This is a genomic window from Streptacidiphilus cavernicola (assembly GCF_042510955.1).
In the GTDB taxonomy this organism is placed as follows: domain Bacteria; phylum Actinomycetota; class Actinomycetes; order Streptomycetales; family Streptomycetaceae; genus Streptacidiphilus; species Streptacidiphilus cavernicola.
Genome location: NZ_JBHFAB010000004.1, coordinates 239,209 through 252,310 on the forward strand (window position 1 = coordinate 239,209; position 13,102 = coordinate 252,310).

12 protein-coding genes, 3 tRNA genes and 1 pseudogene are annotated in these 13,102 nt (G+C 74.1%); 5 read left to right on the top strand and 11 right to left on the bottom strand.

The annotated features are described in order from the left end of the window. Positions 1-144: 144 nt before the first annotated feature. The 3 genes and pseudogenes from ACEZDE_RS07420 (at position 145) to ACEZDE_RS07430 (ending at position 3,204) form a co-directional block, all read left to right on the top strand. Complete coding sequence (locus ACEZDE_RS07420) at positions 145-1,677, top strand: hypothetical protein (protein ID WP_380533727.1); 1,533 nt, start codon at positions 145-147, stop codon at positions 1,675-1,677. Between the two features lie 137 nt (positions 1,678-1,814). Continuing rightward, positions 1,815-2,273, top strand: a pseudogene (locus ACEZDE_RS07425) (oxidoreductase); the annotation flags it as partial. A 448-nt stretch (positions 2,274-2,721) separates the two neighbouring features. Then, positions 2,722-3,204, top strand: a complete 483-nt coding sequence (locus ACEZDE_RS07430; protein WP_380533728.1) for a ferredoxin — start codon at positions 2,722-2,724, stop codon at positions 3,202-3,204. Between the two features lie 49 nt (positions 3,205-3,253). On the opposite strand, the gene ACEZDE_RS07435 is transcribed toward ACEZDE_RS07430, so the two are convergent. After that, positions 3,254-3,326: transfer RNA gene (locus ACEZDE_RS07435), tRNA-Ala, on the bottom strand. Between the two features lie 102 nt (positions 3,327-3,428). Beyond that, positions 3,429-4,901 carry an MFS transporter gene (locus tag ACEZDE_RS07440; protein ID WP_380533730.1) on the bottom strand — a complete coding sequence of 491 codons (1,473 nt, stop codon included), beginning with the start codon at positions 4,899-4,901 and terminating at the stop codon, positions 3,429-3,431. A 101-nt stretch (positions 4,902-5,002) separates the two neighbouring features. Between ACEZDE_RS07440 and ACEZDE_RS07445 the strand changes: the two genes are divergently transcribed. Continuing rightward, on the top strand, positions 5,003-5,911 hold the full coding sequence (locus ACEZDE_RS07445) for a helix-turn-helix transcriptional regulator (protein WP_380533732.1): 909 nt from the start codon (positions 5,003-5,005) through the stop codon (positions 5,909-5,911). 17 nt (positions 5,912-5,928) lie between these two features. Here ACEZDE_RS07445 and ACEZDE_RS07450 read toward each other — a convergent pair. From ACEZDE_RS07450 to ACEZDE_RS07485, 8 genes are all read right to left on the bottom strand, one after another. Beyond that, a tRNA-Ala gene (locus ACEZDE_RS07450) sits at positions 5,929-6,001 on the bottom strand. Positions 6,002-6,038: 37 nt separating this feature from the next. Further along, positions 6,039-6,111: transfer RNA gene (locus ACEZDE_RS07455), tRNA-Ala, on the bottom strand. A gap of 96 nt (positions 6,112-6,207) precedes the next feature. Beyond that, positions 6,208-6,855 (bottom strand): histidine phosphatase family protein, encoded by a 648-nt coding sequence (locus ACEZDE_RS07460; RefSeq protein ID WP_380533978.1) that lies wholly within the window; start codon positions 6,853-6,855, stop codon positions 6,208-6,210. Next, positions 6,852-7,322 carry a ribosome silencing factor gene (gene rsfS / locus ACEZDE_RS07465; RefSeq protein ID WP_380533734.1) on the bottom strand — a complete coding sequence of 157 codons (471 nt, stop codon included), beginning with the start codon at positions 7,320-7,322 and terminating at the stop codon, positions 6,852-6,854. The genes ACEZDE_RS07460 and rsfS overlap by 4 nt, the downstream gene beginning before the upstream one ends. 112 nt (positions 7,323-7,434) lie before the next feature. Further along, entirely contained in the window at positions 7,435-9,177 is a 1,743-nt protein-coding gene (locus ACEZDE_RS07470; RefSeq protein ID WP_380533736.1) for a LytR C-terminal domain-containing protein, read from the bottom strand. Beyond that, the gene (nadD, locus tag ACEZDE_RS07475; RefSeq protein ID WP_380533738.1) at positions 9,174-9,830 is read right to left on the bottom strand and encodes a nicotinate-nucleotide adenylyltransferase; all 657 of its coding nucleotides are present in this window, start codon (positions 9,828-9,830) and stop codon (positions 9,174-9,176) included. The genes ACEZDE_RS07470 and nadD overlap by 4 nt, the downstream gene beginning before the upstream one ends. A gap of 100 nt (positions 9,831-9,930) precedes the next feature. After that, positions 9,931-10,083 carry a hypothetical protein gene (locus tag ACEZDE_RS07480; RefSeq protein WP_380533740.1) on the bottom strand — a complete coding sequence of 51 codons (153 nt, stop codon included), beginning with the start codon at positions 10,081-10,083 and terminating at the stop codon, positions 9,931-9,933. A gap of 115 nt (positions 10,084-10,198) precedes the next feature. Then, positions 10,199-10,342: a hypothetical protein gene (locus tag ACEZDE_RS07485; protein ID WP_380533741.1), complete on the bottom strand. Its 144-nt coding sequence runs from the start codon at positions 10,340-10,342 to the stop codon at positions 10,199-10,201. Between the two features lie 231 nt (positions 10,343-10,573). Between ACEZDE_RS07485 and ACEZDE_RS07490 the strand changes: the two genes are divergently transcribed. Beyond that, a complete protein-coding gene (locus ACEZDE_RS07490; protein WP_380533743.1) occupies positions 10,574-11,650 on the top strand; it encodes a M48 family metallopeptidase in 1,077 nt (358 codons plus the stop codon). Positions 11,651-11,709: 59 nt separating this feature from the next. Here the strand turns inward: ACEZDE_RS07490 and ACEZDE_RS07495 are convergent, their stop codons facing one another. Continuing rightward, complete coding sequence (locus tag ACEZDE_RS07495) at positions 11,710-13,029, bottom strand: SCO2583 family membrane protein (protein WP_380533745.1); 1,320 nt, start codon at positions 13,027-13,029, stop codon at positions 11,710-11,712. Positions 13,030-13,102: the final 73 nt, after the last annotated feature.

Sequence of the window (13,102 nt, forward strand, 5' to 3'; positions counted from 1 at the left end):
GGGTTGTCCGTGTGCGCGGACCGTACGGCGTCGCACTCATTTCCGTACGGGGTTTCCACGGACCGGGCGGCGACGGCCCCGGGTCCCGCTAGCATCACGGCCACATCACGATTCGGGGGACGTAGGACGAGTCGGAGGCTGACGATGACCGCCCGTACCAGGCACATCCGGCGCACCGGGCGCGGTGCGCACCCGCGTGCCCTCCCCTTCCCGGTCTTCCTCCTCATGGTCTGCGCCGCCGTGACCATCGGGGCGACCTCGGTCAGGGCGCTCGGCGGCGGCCCCGGCGGACCCGGCGTGAGCGGCGCGCTGGTCGGCACCGCCGGGCGGCTGATGGCCTTCATGGACTACTTCGCCGGGGTCTTCACCCTGCTCTCGCTGACCGCGGCGGTGGTCTGCGGCCTCGCCGCCACCGACCGGCTGGTGCTGAGCCCGCGGCAGCGGGTCGCCATCCAGTCGGTGCACCGGGCCACCGCGGTGGCGGCGCTGGGGTTCCTCGCCGTCCACATCGCGGTCAAGGTCGCCGAGCAGCACGCCACGCCGCTGGCGGCGCTGCTGCCGTTCGGCGGGGGCGCGACCTTCGCGGTCGGGCTCGGCACCCTGGCCGCGGACCTGCTGGTGCTGACCGCGGCCACCGGCGCGGTGCGCGGCCGGTTCGCCGGCAGCCGCCGCCCGTGGCTGTGGCGGCTGCTGCACAGCGGCGCGTACGCCTGCTGGCCGATCGCGCTGGCCCACGGTCTGACGGCGGGTCGGGCGGCGGCGGTGTGGGTGCTGTGGAGCTACGGGCTGTGCGTGGCCGCGGTCGGCCTGGCCCTGCTGGTCCGCCTGCTGGGCGCGGCGGGACGCGGCTCGGCCCGCCGCCGAGCGCTCCGCGCCCTGCACGGCGGGAGGCCGCGGGCCGCGGGGGTCGCGGGAGTGGGGGCGGCTCGGGCGGGAGCGGCGCGGGCGGGAGCGGCGCGGGCGGGAGCGGCGCGGGCGGGAGCGGCGCGGGCGAGGGTGAGGGTGGGGGCGGCTCGGGCGAGGGTGGCGGGGGCAAGGGTGGCCGAGGCCGCGGAGGAGCCGGTGTCGCTGGCCGTGCACGGCCGCTACTCGGTCGCCGAGGAGCCGACGGCCCCGGCAGGCCCGGCGGAGGACAGCCCGCTACCGGGTCCGCAGCACGACCGTGCTCCGCACGGGGCGTACCCGTACCAGCCCGCCTACCAGCCGCAGTACCGCGAGCCCGTGCACAGCGGGTACAGCGCACACAGCGGATACGGCGGGTTCAGCGCGCCCGGCGGGTACGACGCGCACGGCGGGTACGACGCGCACGGCGGTGGCTACGGCTACCCCGCGCCCGGTCCGTCGCCCTGGTCGGGGGAGGGCACGGCCCGGCCGCATCCGACTCTCACCGAGACCCCGCCGCACGGCTTCTCCGTGCCCGGCGACCTGTTCGCCACCCCCTACGCCCCCGCGCCCTCCCCGGCCCCCGCCGTGCCCGACTGGCTGGACGACAGCGGCGCCTGGGCCGCCTGGAGCGCCCTCACCTGGGAGGCCCCGCCCTACGGCACCGCTCCCTACGGCGCCCCGCCGTACGGCGACGCCCCGGTGTTCGAACCGGCCCCGGTCGGCAGCGTCTACCAGGGCGCCTGGACCACCCGGCCCGAACGCGCACCGCACGAGCACGGCGGCGGCTGGTGACCGCCCCTGACGTGCTGCGGCTCGGCCCGGCCCGGCTCACCGCCGGACTCGACCAGGACGCCCGGCTCGACCTGCCCCGACACCGGGCCGCGCACGGGCCGCTCCCCCGGTTCGGCCGGGCCGCGCTGCTCGACCTGGTGGAACGGCTCGACCTGCGCGGGCGCGGCGGGGCCGGCTTCCCGTTCGCCCGGAAGGCCCGCGCCGCGCTGGCCACCGCCGGGCGCACCGGGCAGCCGCTGGTGGTGGTGGTCAACGCCACCGAGGGCGAACCGGCCAGCGCCAAGGACCGGATGCTGCTCGGCCGGACGCCGCACCTGGTCCTGGACGGCGCCTGCCTGGCCGCCGCGGCCTTCGGCGCGGAGGAGATCGTGGTCGGCGTGGCCATGGGAGGCCCCGGCGAGGCCTCGGTCCCCCGGGCGGTCGCCGAGCGCGAGCGCGGCGGCGGCGCCGACTCGGCCGCGCCGCTGCCCTGCCCGATCCGGACCGTCTGCCTGCCGGAGCGGTTCGTCTCGGGCGAGTCAGGGGCGCTGATCCGCGGCCTCTCCGGCCTGCCCGCCGTCCCGCCCGCCCGGAAGACCCGGGCCACCGACGGCGGCCCCGGGGGCGTCCGCGGCCGTCCCACGCTGCTCTCCAACGCCGAGACCTACGCCCAACTCGCGGTCGCCGCACGGCTCGGCCCGGACGCGTACGCCGTCGTCGGCACCCCGGCCGAACCCGGGACGGTGCTGCTCACGGTGACCCGTCCGGGCCGGGCCCCGCTGGTGGTCGAGGTCCCGGCGGGCGCGGTGCTCGGCCGGGTGCTGGACGCCTGCGGGGTGCGGCCGGGGCAGGGCCTGCTGGTCGGCGGCTACCACGGGGCCTGGCTCAGGCCCGAGGACGCCGCGCACGCCGCCGTCTCCCGGGCCGGGCTGGCCGCGGTCGGCGGCACCCTGGGCGCGGGCGCGGTGGCGGCGCTGCCCCAGGACACCTGCCCGATCGGCGAGGTGGCCCGGATCGCGGCCTGGCTGCCCGGCGGAGTCCGCCGGGCAGTGCGGCCCCTGCCGGTTGGGCCTGCCCGACACCGCGGGCGCGCTGGCCCAGCTCGCCACCGGCGGCGGCGGGCCGTCCGCGCTGGACCAGGCCCGGCGCACCGTCTCCGCGGTGCGCGGCCGGGGCGCCTGCGCCCACCCGGACGGGACCGCCAGGTTCGTGCTCTCCGCGCTGACCGTGTTCGCCGAGGACCTGGCCCTGCACGAGACCGGGCGCGGCTGCGGACGCCCGGTCCGCGGCATGCTGCCGCTGCCGGGGGACCAGGCCTCGGCGCTTCCGGCCCCGGCCGAGGGCGCGCCGGTGCTGGAGGTCGACTGGTCCCGCTGCGACGGGCACGGGCTGTGCGCGGCGATAGCGCCCGAGCTGATCACCCTCGGTCCGCACGGCTACCCGGTGCTGGGCGGCACCCCGATCGCCCCCTGGCTCGCCCACGGCGCGCGCCGCGCGGTCAGCCAGTGCCCGGCGCTGGCACTGCGGCTGAAGCAGGGCGGCCCATAAAAAAAAATCCCGCCCGGTCGACTCGACCGGGCGGGATCGCCCTGCGCTGTGGAGCTACGGGGAATTGAACCCCGGACCTCTTGCATGCCATGCAAGCGCTCTACCAACTGAGCTACAGCCCCTGGCGATGTGCCCACTCTACACGTCGGCGCACCCCGCTTACCAATCCCTTTCCGGGCCTCCCACCTGCGCCGCCGCGCCGATGGGAGGCGGCAGGGCAGGGGCTAGCCCACCCGGCGGACCCGGGCCGCCAGCACGGCGGCGGCGAGCAGCGCGACGCAGGTGCCGACCGCCGTGGCGAACAGCGAGCGGCCGGAGACCGCGGCGGCGGCCGGGTAGCTCACCCCGCTGAGGAACAGGGTGCCCAGCACGGCCACCCCGACCACGCTGCCCAGCTGGATCATCGTGATCACCACCCCGCTGGCGTCCGCCGCGTCGGCCGGGGCGACCCGGGCCAGGGCGCGGCCCATCAGCGGACCGTAGGCACTGCCCGCGATCAGGCCGAGCGGCAGCATCAGCGCCTCGACGCCGACGCCGATCCGCTCGCCCTCCCGCAGCATCAGGCCGACCCCGAGGTAGCCGAGCCCGGAGACCGCCAGCGCCACGGCCGGCAGGACCGGGTGGAACCGCTTCGGCAGCCGCTGCCAGTGCATCCCGGAGAGGCCGAAGCCCACCGTCATCGGCAGGAAGACCAGCCCGGCCCGCAGCGGACTCAGCCCGAGACCCGCCTGGACGTGCAGCGCCATGGCGAACATGAAGCCGCCGAAGCTGCCCATGGTCAGCAGCAGCCCGCCGCCGGCGGTGAGCAGGCCGGGGGCGCGCAGCACCCGGCCGCGGATCAGCGGGCTGCCGCCGCGGGCCGCGACCCGCCGCTCCACCAGGCCGAACAGTCCGAACATCAGCACCCCGGCGCCGAGCGCCAGCCAGCCCCAGAGCGGCCAGTGCTCCTCGTGGCCGAGCACCAGCGGCACCACCAGCAGCCCGAGCCCGGCCGCGAGCACCAACAGGCCGGGCAGGTCGAGGCCGCGCTCGCGGTTGCCCGGCAGCACCGGCAGCAGCCGCCGTCCGGCGAGCAGCAGGGCGGTCCCGATCGGCACGTTCACCAGGAACACCGGCCGCCAGCCGGAGCCGAACAGGTCGGCGCTGACCAGCGCCCCGCCGAGGACCTGGCCGACGGCCCCGCCCCCGGCCAGCACCGCGGTGTAGGCGCCGAGGGCCCGGATCCTGGCCGCGCCGCTGAAGGTCCGCTGGATCAGGCTGATCACCTGCGGCACCATCAGCGCGGCGCAGATGCCCTGGAGCACCCGGAAGCCGATCAGCGCCCCCGAGTCCGGCGCGAGCCCGCAGGCCAGCGAGGACAGCGTGAACCCGGCCACGCCGAGCTGGAACACCCGGCTGAAGCCGTGCCGCTCGCCGAGCCTGGCCCCGGTGATCAGCAGCACCGCGTAGGCGACGGTGTACCCGGCGATGACCAGTTGCAGCGCCGAGCCCGAGGTGTGCAGGTCGGTCCGGATCACCGGGGCGGCGACATTGACGATGAAGACGTCGAGCACCGCCATGAACTGGCCGGTCAGCAGCAGGCCGAGGAGCAGCCCGGGGCGGGCCGGCGGCGGGGGTGCGGCACCTGATCCGTTCTGGTGAACTGTTGTGGTGGGTACGGTGGTTGGGATGCTCTGCGGGGTCTCGGTGGCGGTCATGGAACCATCCTGGGGCGCTTCCGGTACCGGAAGTGAGAGCCTGCTGATCCTGGTACCGGCAGCACCTGTCAGCCGGTCCGGATCTGCGGCACGATGGCAGCATGAGCCTGATCGAGCCGACGCCGACCCCCTCAGCCCGGCCCGTCGACGCCGGGCCGCGGGCCGCGCCGCGGCGGACCGAGCTCGCCGCCTTCCTCAAGGCCCGCAGGGGCCGGGTCACCCCGGAGGACGTGGGCATGCCGCCCGGCCTGCGCCGCCGCACCCCGGGGCTGCGGCGGGAGGAGGTGGCGCAGCTCTCCGGGGTCGGCGTGACCTGGTACACCTGGCTGGAGCAGGGGCGGCCGATCAACGCCAGCGAGCAGGTGCTCGGGGCCATCGCCCGCACCCTGAAGCTGGACACCGTCGAACGGGCCCACCTCTACCGCCTGGCCGGCCACGAGCCGGGCCGCCCGCCCGCGATCGAGTGCCCGTTCCCCGAGGAGCTGCAGACGGTCCTGGACGCGCTCGACCCGCTGCCCACGGCGGTGAGCAACTCCCGCTACGACATCCTGCGCTGGAACTCCGCCTACGAGGCGCTGTTCCCCGGGCTGATGCTGGGTGAGAAGTCCCGACGCAACAGCATGTGGGCCACCGCGACCACCCCGGCCTGCTGCAACGCCTTCCTCAACCGCGACCAGGAGCTGCCGCGGATGGTCGCGGTGCTGCGCTCCGGCTACGGGCAGCACCTCGGCGAACCGTACTGGGAGGAGTTCATCCGCGACCTGCTGGCCGCCAGCCCCGAGTTCGCCCGGCTGTGGGCCCAGCAGGACGTGGCCGCGCACTCCGCCCGGCAGAAGGTGTTCCGGCACGCGGCGGTCGGCGAGGTACGCCTGACGGCGACCAACCTGGGCGTGACCGGGGTGCCGGAGGCACGGATGGTGGTCTACTCACCGATGGACCAGCAGAGCAGGGACCGCATCGCCTGGCTGATGGACCACCCGGGACTCCCGGTGGTCGACCACACCCACTGAGTGGGTTCGTTCTTCTGTGGAGCTACGGGGAATTGAACCCCGGACCTCTTGCATGCCATGCAAGCGCTCTACCAACTGAGCTACAGCCCCGTGCAACTTCATCTGTGCCTTTACCGCTTTTACCGCGTGGAGCTACGGGGAATTGAACCCCGGACCTCTTGCATGCCATGCAAGCGCTCTACCAACTGAGCTACAGCCCCGCTGCCCGGCACCGGATTTCGCGCGGTCCGAACGAGGAAGACTTTAGCGGCAGGGGGGCCGAACTGCGAAATCCGGCCCCTTCCCCCGGCTACCGCTCAGGTGTCGTCCCCGATCACCGGCTCCGGGAGGGTCCCCGCGTTGTGCTCCAGCAGGCGCCAGCCGCGCGCGCCCTCGCCCAGCACGGACCAGCAGCAGTTGGACAGGCCGCCCAGCGCCTCCCAGTGCGACGGGTCGAGCCCGAGCATCCGGCCGATCGCCATCCTGATCGTGCCGCCGTGGCTGACCACCACCAGCGTGCCCCGGTCGGGGAGGTTCTTCACCCCGTCCAGGACCACCGGGACGGCCCGGTCGGCGACCTCGGTGCCCAGCTCGCCGCCGCCCCTGCGGACCGGCTCGCCCAGCTTCCAGGCCCGGTACTCCTCGCCGTACGCGGCCTGGATCTCCTCGTTGGTCAGGCCCTGCCAGGAGCCGGCGTAGGTCTCCTGCAGGCCCGCGTCGTGGACCGGCTCCAGGCCGGTCACCGCGGCCAGCTCGGCTGCGGTGGCGGCGGCGCGGCGCAGGTCGGAGGAGATCAGCGCGTCCGGGCACAGCGCGGCGAGCCGCCGGGCGGCGCGGCGGGCCTGGGCGGTGCCGGTCTCGGTCAGCGGGATGTCCGTGGTGCCCTGGAACCGCCCCTCCAGGTTCCAGGCGGTCTGGCCGTGCCGCCAGAAGACCACCCGGCGGACGGCTGGGCTGCCGTTCAGCGCAGGTCCCGATCGGCCTCGGCCGCCAGCACGGCCTCCACGTGGTCGAACTCGTTGGGCTCGCGGATGTACTCGTCCGCGTCCGGGCGGTTGCGGCTGGCCTTGGCGTCCTCGGGCAGCTCGATCTCCGGGCAGTCCTTCCAGAGCCGCTCCAGGCCGTAGTAGGAGCGCTCCTCGGAGTGCTGCACGTGCACCACGACGTCCAGGAAGTCGAGCAGGATCCAGCGGCCCTCGCGCTCGCCCTCGCGGCGCACCGGCTTGGTGTCGCACTGCTCCCGCAGCGCCTCCTCGATGCCGTCCGCGATGGCCTTGACCTGCCGGTCGTTGGGCGCGGAGGCCAGCACGAAGGCGTCGGTGATCGCCAGCACGTCGCTGACGTCGAAGGCGATGATGTTGTGGGCCAGCTTGTCCGCCGCGGCCTGGGCGGCGGTGGTGACGAGTTCTACGGCGCGGTCTGTCGCGGTCACAGGATGCTCTCGGTTCGGGGGCACAGGTACCCTCCAGGATCTCATGGACGGCCGGCAACCCGCTCCGGAGTTCCCTGCGGCTCCGGAGCGGGCGGTGGCGGGCGGCGCCGGGTCAGCCCTTGAAGTCCTGGCCGAGCACCACCATCACGTCGACGGACTGGGTCGTGGTGACCTTCCTCACGGCCGAGTCCGGCAGGCCCAGGTCCTGGGCGACCTGCTTGGCGTCCGCCGCGCGGGCCGGATCGGAGTAGCTCACCGTGCTCGCCGCGCGGGTGGCCGCCTTGGCCGTGCCCGGGACCAGGGTGAAGCCGCCGTTGACCATGTCCGCGTCGGCCAGGTTGGCCAGGTTGGCGCTGCCGGTGGCGTCCTGGATCGCCACCCGGGCCACCGTGGCGGTGCTGCCGCTGTCGCTGACCTTGCCGCCGAGCAGCTGCTTCACCAGGTCTCCGGCGCCGGGGCCGAGCGTGCCGTCGCCTTTCACCGCGAGCGTCCGGGTGGAGAGCTTCCCGGCCTTGGCGTCCGTGGACAGGGCGGCCAGCACCGCGCCCAGGGTGCTGTCCGGGAGCGAGGGGTCGGGCACCGCGCCCATCTGGGTGATGTCGCTGGAGGCGGTGGCGGCGTCCTGCGGCATCGCCGCCACCAGGGCCGTCAGCACCTGTCCGAAGCGGGCCAGTTGGGCTCCCGGGCTCTCGCCCTTGGCCCGGTAGGTGGCATAGGCGGTGGCGGCGTCCCCGTGCAGGGCCGCCTTGCCGGGGCTGACCAGGGTCTTGCCGCCGACGGTGATGGTGGTGTTGGCGTCCACCACGATCCCGGCGGGCTGGACGATGTCCCACAGCTTCTGCAGGAACGGGGTGTAGAGGCCCCAGGTCGAGCTGATGTTCGCGCCGAGCAGGGTGTTCAGCCCGTCCCTGGTCGCGGCGTTGCCCTGGACGTCGACCGAGCCCTTGCCGCTGGACGACGAGCCGAGCGGCTCCGGGGCTCCCCCGCCGTCGGTGGGCACCCCGAGCGCGCCCGGGATCAGCACGGTCGCGCCCTGGCCCCCGCTCGGGTCGGAGACCAGCAGCGCGGTGAGGATGTTCTGGTTCAGGTCGTGCAGGTGCACGGCCACCACGGTGCGCTCGGTGGACGCGGCCACCGGGGCCGCCGCCTTGTCGAACAGCCGCCCCTTGGCCCAGAGGTAGCCGCCCGCGCCGCCGCCGATCAGGACCAGCACCACCAGCAGCGACACCGCACGGTGGCGCAGCCGCTTGCGCCGCTCGTCGCGGCGCTCGCCGCGGGTCTCGCTGAACTTCATCCAGTCGATGACGTCGGCCGACTCCTCGGCGTCGTCGACGAAGGTGAACTCCTCGGTGCCGTAACCCGGCTCACCGGGCTCCGGCTGGGTCGGCCTGCGGTCGCCGCCGACCCGCTCGGAGGGGCGGGCGGGGCCGGGGACGACCGGGGACGGGGCGGGCGCGGGGGGCGTGTAGACCGACCGGGGGCGCTGCTCCGGCGCGGGGGCGGACGCGGGGGGCGGGGCGAACTGCTGCGGCTCCTGGTAGCCCTGCTGCTGCCCGTAGCCGGCCGGCTGCTGGTACTGCTGCTGGCCGTAGTCGTACTGCTGCGGCTGCTGGTAGCCGTAGCCGGGATCGGCGTACTGCTGCTGTTGCCGGGGCTGCGGGAGCGGCTGCCCGTAGGCGTCGTAGCCGTACGGGGCCTGCTCGTAGGGGGCCTGCTGGTACTGCTGCGCCTGCTCGTACTGCTGGGGCTGCTGCTGGTAGCCGTACTGCTGCGGGATCTCCGGGTACGGCGGTATCGGCCGGCCCCACTCGTCGTACTGCTGCTGCGGCTGGCTGCCGTCTCCGGTCCCGGTCACGCCGCCCCTGTCCCTGTGCCCTCGCGGTGGTCGTCCTGGTCTTCGAGGTAGAGCCTGCGCTTGTCGATGTAGCGCACCACGCCGTCCGGCACCAGGTACCAGACCGGCTCGCCCCGGGCGACCCGCAGGCGGCAGTCGGTGGAGGAGATCGCCAGCGCGGGCACCTCGACCAGGGACACGCCGCCGGCCGGAAGCCCGGGGTCCGTCAAAGTGTGCCCCGGGCGGGTCACTCCGATGAAGTGGGCGAGGTCGAACAGTTCCTCGGCGTCGCGCCAGGAGAAGATCTGCTCCAGGGCGTCGGCCCCGGTGATGAAGAAGAGGTCGGCGTCCGCGTGTGCGGCCCGGAGGTCACGCAGGGTGTCGGTGGTGTACGTCGGGCCCTCGCGGTCGACGTCGATCCGGCTCACCGAGAACTGCGGGTTGGAGGCGGTGGCGATGACCGTCATCAGATAGCGGTCCTCGGCGGCGGAGACCGGCCGGCCGTCCTTCTGCCACGGCTCACCTGTGGGGACGAAGACCACTTCGTCCAGCGCGAAGAGGCTCGCGACCTCGCTGGCCGCGACGAGGTGCCCGTGGTGGATGGGATCGAACGTGCCGCCCATCACGCCCAGGCGCTTCTTCACCGGTCCGTCACCGGGCTGAGGCTGCTCCATGAGCGCTCACCCTACGTGATTCGTCGGGGGCCCGGTCCCGGCGCGGACCGGACGGCTCCGGAACGGCCGGGGTGCACGGGCGGGTCGCGGTGCCGGCGGTCTAGCGGTCCTTGTTGAAGCGCGTGGTCAGGAACAGCAGGATCAGCAGGATCAGCAGCGCGCCGCCGCCCGTGATGACCGGGTTCAGGCTGTTGTGGTTGCCGTTCCCCTCGGCGAGCTGGGCGAGAGCGGGTGCGGCGGCGTTGAGGCTCATCGGTGGCTGGACCTTCTGGCTCGGGGACGTACCGGGGGCGGTTGGATCGTGCTCATGGTACGGGCACCCCCGGGGCAACCGCTCAGCGGCTCCACGCGTCTGACTCCGTGTGCGCTCATTCGCGGTAGCCGCGCAGCAGCACGAAGGCGAGGAGGACCACCCCGACGATCGCGACGATGACGATGATCCGCAGGAACATCCCCGGGCCGGCGCCGTCGGAGATGGCGGCCAGCTGCTGCAGGGCGGTGGTGGTACGCATCGGGTGTGACTCCCTCGGGGGACGGCCGGACAACTCAGGTTAGACCGGGCGCCCGCGTGAATTGTCGGCGGGATCGCCGCTCGGTGTCACCGCCCGCGCGTAGGGTGTCGGACAGAGTCAGTCGCTGTGGGGACGAGCGCGGCAGTACGCAGGGCAGCAGAGGACGGACAACAGGACGGCGGGGGCCGGCGCCAGGCCGGGGTCCGCCGTCGATCGGGAGGACGCAGGACGATGACCCAACCCAATGACAGCGGCGCCGTGCCGAGCCGCACCCGCAAGCGCTTCCCCGGCATCTCCACCCGCGCCTGGGAGCACCCCGCGGACCGCTCCGCGCTGGTCTCGCTGCGCAAGCTCAGCGGCTTCGACGACATCCTGAAGAAGCTCGGCGGCCTGGTCTCCGAGCGCTCGGTCCGGCTGCTGTTCCTGGCCTCCGCCGTGCGCACCTCGGAGCGTCAGTTCGCGCACCTGTACGACATGGTGCGGGACGCCGCCTACACCCTGGACCTGGAGAAGGTCCCGCCGCTCTACGTCAGCCAGGACCCGGAGCCCAACGCCTACTGCATCGGCATGGACACCCCGGTGATCATGGTGACCACCGGCCTGGTCGACCTGCTCGACGAGGAGGAGATGCGGGCGGTGATCGGCCACGAGGTCGGCCACGCCATGTCCGGCCACGCCGTCTACCGGACCATGCTGCTGATCCTGACCAACCTGGCCACCAAGATCGCCTGGATCCCGCTGGGCAACCTCGCCATCCTGGCCATCATCACCGCGCTCAAGGAGTGGTTCCGCAAGGCCGAGCTGTCCTGCGACCGGGCCGGGCTGCTGGTCGGCCAGGACCTGCAGGCGTCCATGCGCGGCCTGATGAAGCTGGCCGGCGGCCACCACCTGCACGAGATGAACACCGACGCCTTCCTGGAGCAGGCCGAGGAGTACGACCGGGCCGGGGACCTGCGGGACGGCGTGATAAAGCTGCTGCAGGTGCTGCCGCAGACGCACCCGTTCGTCGCGGTCCGGGTGCAGAAGCTGAAGAAGTGGGCCGAGAGCGACGAGTACAGCTCGATCATGGCCGGCGCCTACCCGCGCCGGGACCAGGACGGCGAGGCCGGCGTCGGCGAGCAGTTCAAGGCCGCCGCGGACTCCTACGCGCAGTCCTTCAAGGAGACCAAGGACCCGCTGATGGGCCTGATCCGGGACGTCGCCGGCGGCGCCGGGGACCTCGGCGGCAAGCTCCGGGACGTCTTCGCCGGGAACCGCAACTCCGCCCCGGCCGGCGGCGCCGAGGAGCCGCCGCCCGCGCAGGCCTGACACCAGGTCACCGCGCACCGCGACCGACCCCGGGCCGACGGTCCCTCCGCCCCGCAGCGCTACTGCTGCGGGCTCAGGGCCGTCGGCCCGGTCATCACCCCGCACACGTCCCAGGCGGGCAGGCTCTGGTCGAACGGGTCGGTCCCGGTGCCCGGGGTCGGCGAGGCGGTCGCGGTGGCCGTCGGCGACGGGGAGTCTGTGGCGCTCGCGCCGTGGTGCGCGGTGGACGGGGCGAAGGCCGAGGCCGGGGTGCCCGGCTTCGGGAAGACCGGCTGCAGGAAGCGGCTCTGGTCGGCGCCGCAGCTGGTCGCGCCGAGCTGGGCCACCGAGTCGGAGAGCTCCAGGTGGCCGTCGTCTATGTCGGCCGCGGTGACCTGGTAGGTGATCGCCCGGCGGACCGTGAACAGCACGGTCGGACGCGGCGCGGGCACCCCGCCGGCCTTGGCCGTGCTCGACGCCGAGGAGGACGCCGCCTCGGACGCGGAGGCGGAGGCTATCGCCGACGGGGTCTGGATCAGCGCGTAGATGAAGGTGTAGTCACTGGTCAGCTGGAGGGTGTTGGAGCCCACCTCGGTGAAGCCCATGGTGCCCTGGACCCGGATCGGCTCGCCGGGCGCGAGCCGCACCTGCCGCGGGTCGAAGCGCACCATCCAGCCGGTGGTCTCGTGCCTGCGGTCGTCGGTCGGCTTGGAGATGCTCTGGTCGAACTGGGCGTACTGGCCCGACGCCAGCAGCGCCCGCACCGCGTCGGTGTCGCCCCCGGTCAGCACCTTGGGGTTGAGCGAGGACACGGTGAGGTAGTTCTGCACCAGCTTGAGCGCGGCGATCACCTGGCCGGTACTGAAGTTGTCGGTGTGGTGCGGGCTCGGCAGCACCAGGCCGCTGACGCCGGACGGGTAGTCCCCCGGCTGGATCTCCGCGGTGGGCGAGGCCCCGGCGGAGGGCGACGCCGACGCCGAACCGGAGGCGGCGGGCGAGGCCGAGCCGGACGCGGACGGCGACGCGCTGGGGTCGGCCGCGACCGGCACCAGGGTGGGGACCCCGGCGGGGCCCGCCGTCAGCGGGATCAGCGAGACGCTCAGCTCGGCCGCGTTGCCGCGCACCGGCGGGTAGGGGTGCTTGGTGCCCAGGTAGACCGCGGCGGCGAAGGCCATCGAGACCAGCAGCATCAGCGCCAGCGCCTGGCGGGAGAGCCCGTTCCCGCGCAGTCCGCGGCGGCGGATCGGCCGGGTGCCGGAGGACATCCGCTCTTGCGCCGAGAGTTCCTGGATGCGTGCAGCCCTCACGAACGACTCGTCGAACACGACGGATCGGAACTCGTCCTCGCCCCCGGGACCGCCCTCGGGCGTGCCCTCCGGAGGCTCTGCCCGGCCACCCATGAAGCAAGGGTATGTCGCGTCGGCGGGAGTGAAAGGCCCTCAGGGGTCACGTTCTCAATCCGTCATGGCCGCA

Bases quoted from the DNA above. Each gene is read 5' to 3' on its own strand.
- ACEZDE_RS07420 (WP_380533727.1), top strand. From the start codon at position 145: ATGACCGCCCGTACCAGGCACATCCGGCGCACCGGGCGCGGTGCGCAC.
- ACEZDE_RS07440 (WP_380533730.1), bottom strand. From the start codon at position 4,901: ATGACCGCCACCGAGACCCCGCAGAGCATCCCAACCACCGTACCCACC.
- ACEZDE_RS07445 (WP_380533732.1), top strand. From the start codon at position 5,003: ATGAGCCTGATCGAGCCGACGCCGACCCCCTCAGCCCGGCCCGTCGAC.
- nadD (WP_380533738.1), bottom strand. From the start codon at position 9,830: ATGGAGCAGCCTCAGCCCGGTGACGGACCGGTGAAGAAGCGCCTGGGC.
- ACEZDE_RS07480 (WP_380533740.1), bottom strand. From the start codon at position 10,083: ATGAGCCTCAACGCCGCCGCACCCGCTCTCGCCCAGCTCGCCGAGGGG.
- ACEZDE_RS07485 (WP_380533741.1), bottom strand. From the start codon at position 10,342: ATGCGTACCACCACCGCCCTGCAGCAGCTGGCCGCCATCTCCGACGGC.
- ACEZDE_RS07490 (WP_380533743.1), top strand. From the start codon at position 10,574: ATGACCCAACCCAATGACAGCGGCGCCGTGCCGAGCCGCACCCGCAAG.
- ACEZDE_RS07495 (WP_380533745.1), bottom strand. From the start codon at position 13,029: ATGGGTGGCCGGGCAGAGCCTCCGGAGGGCACGCCCGAGGGCGGTCCC.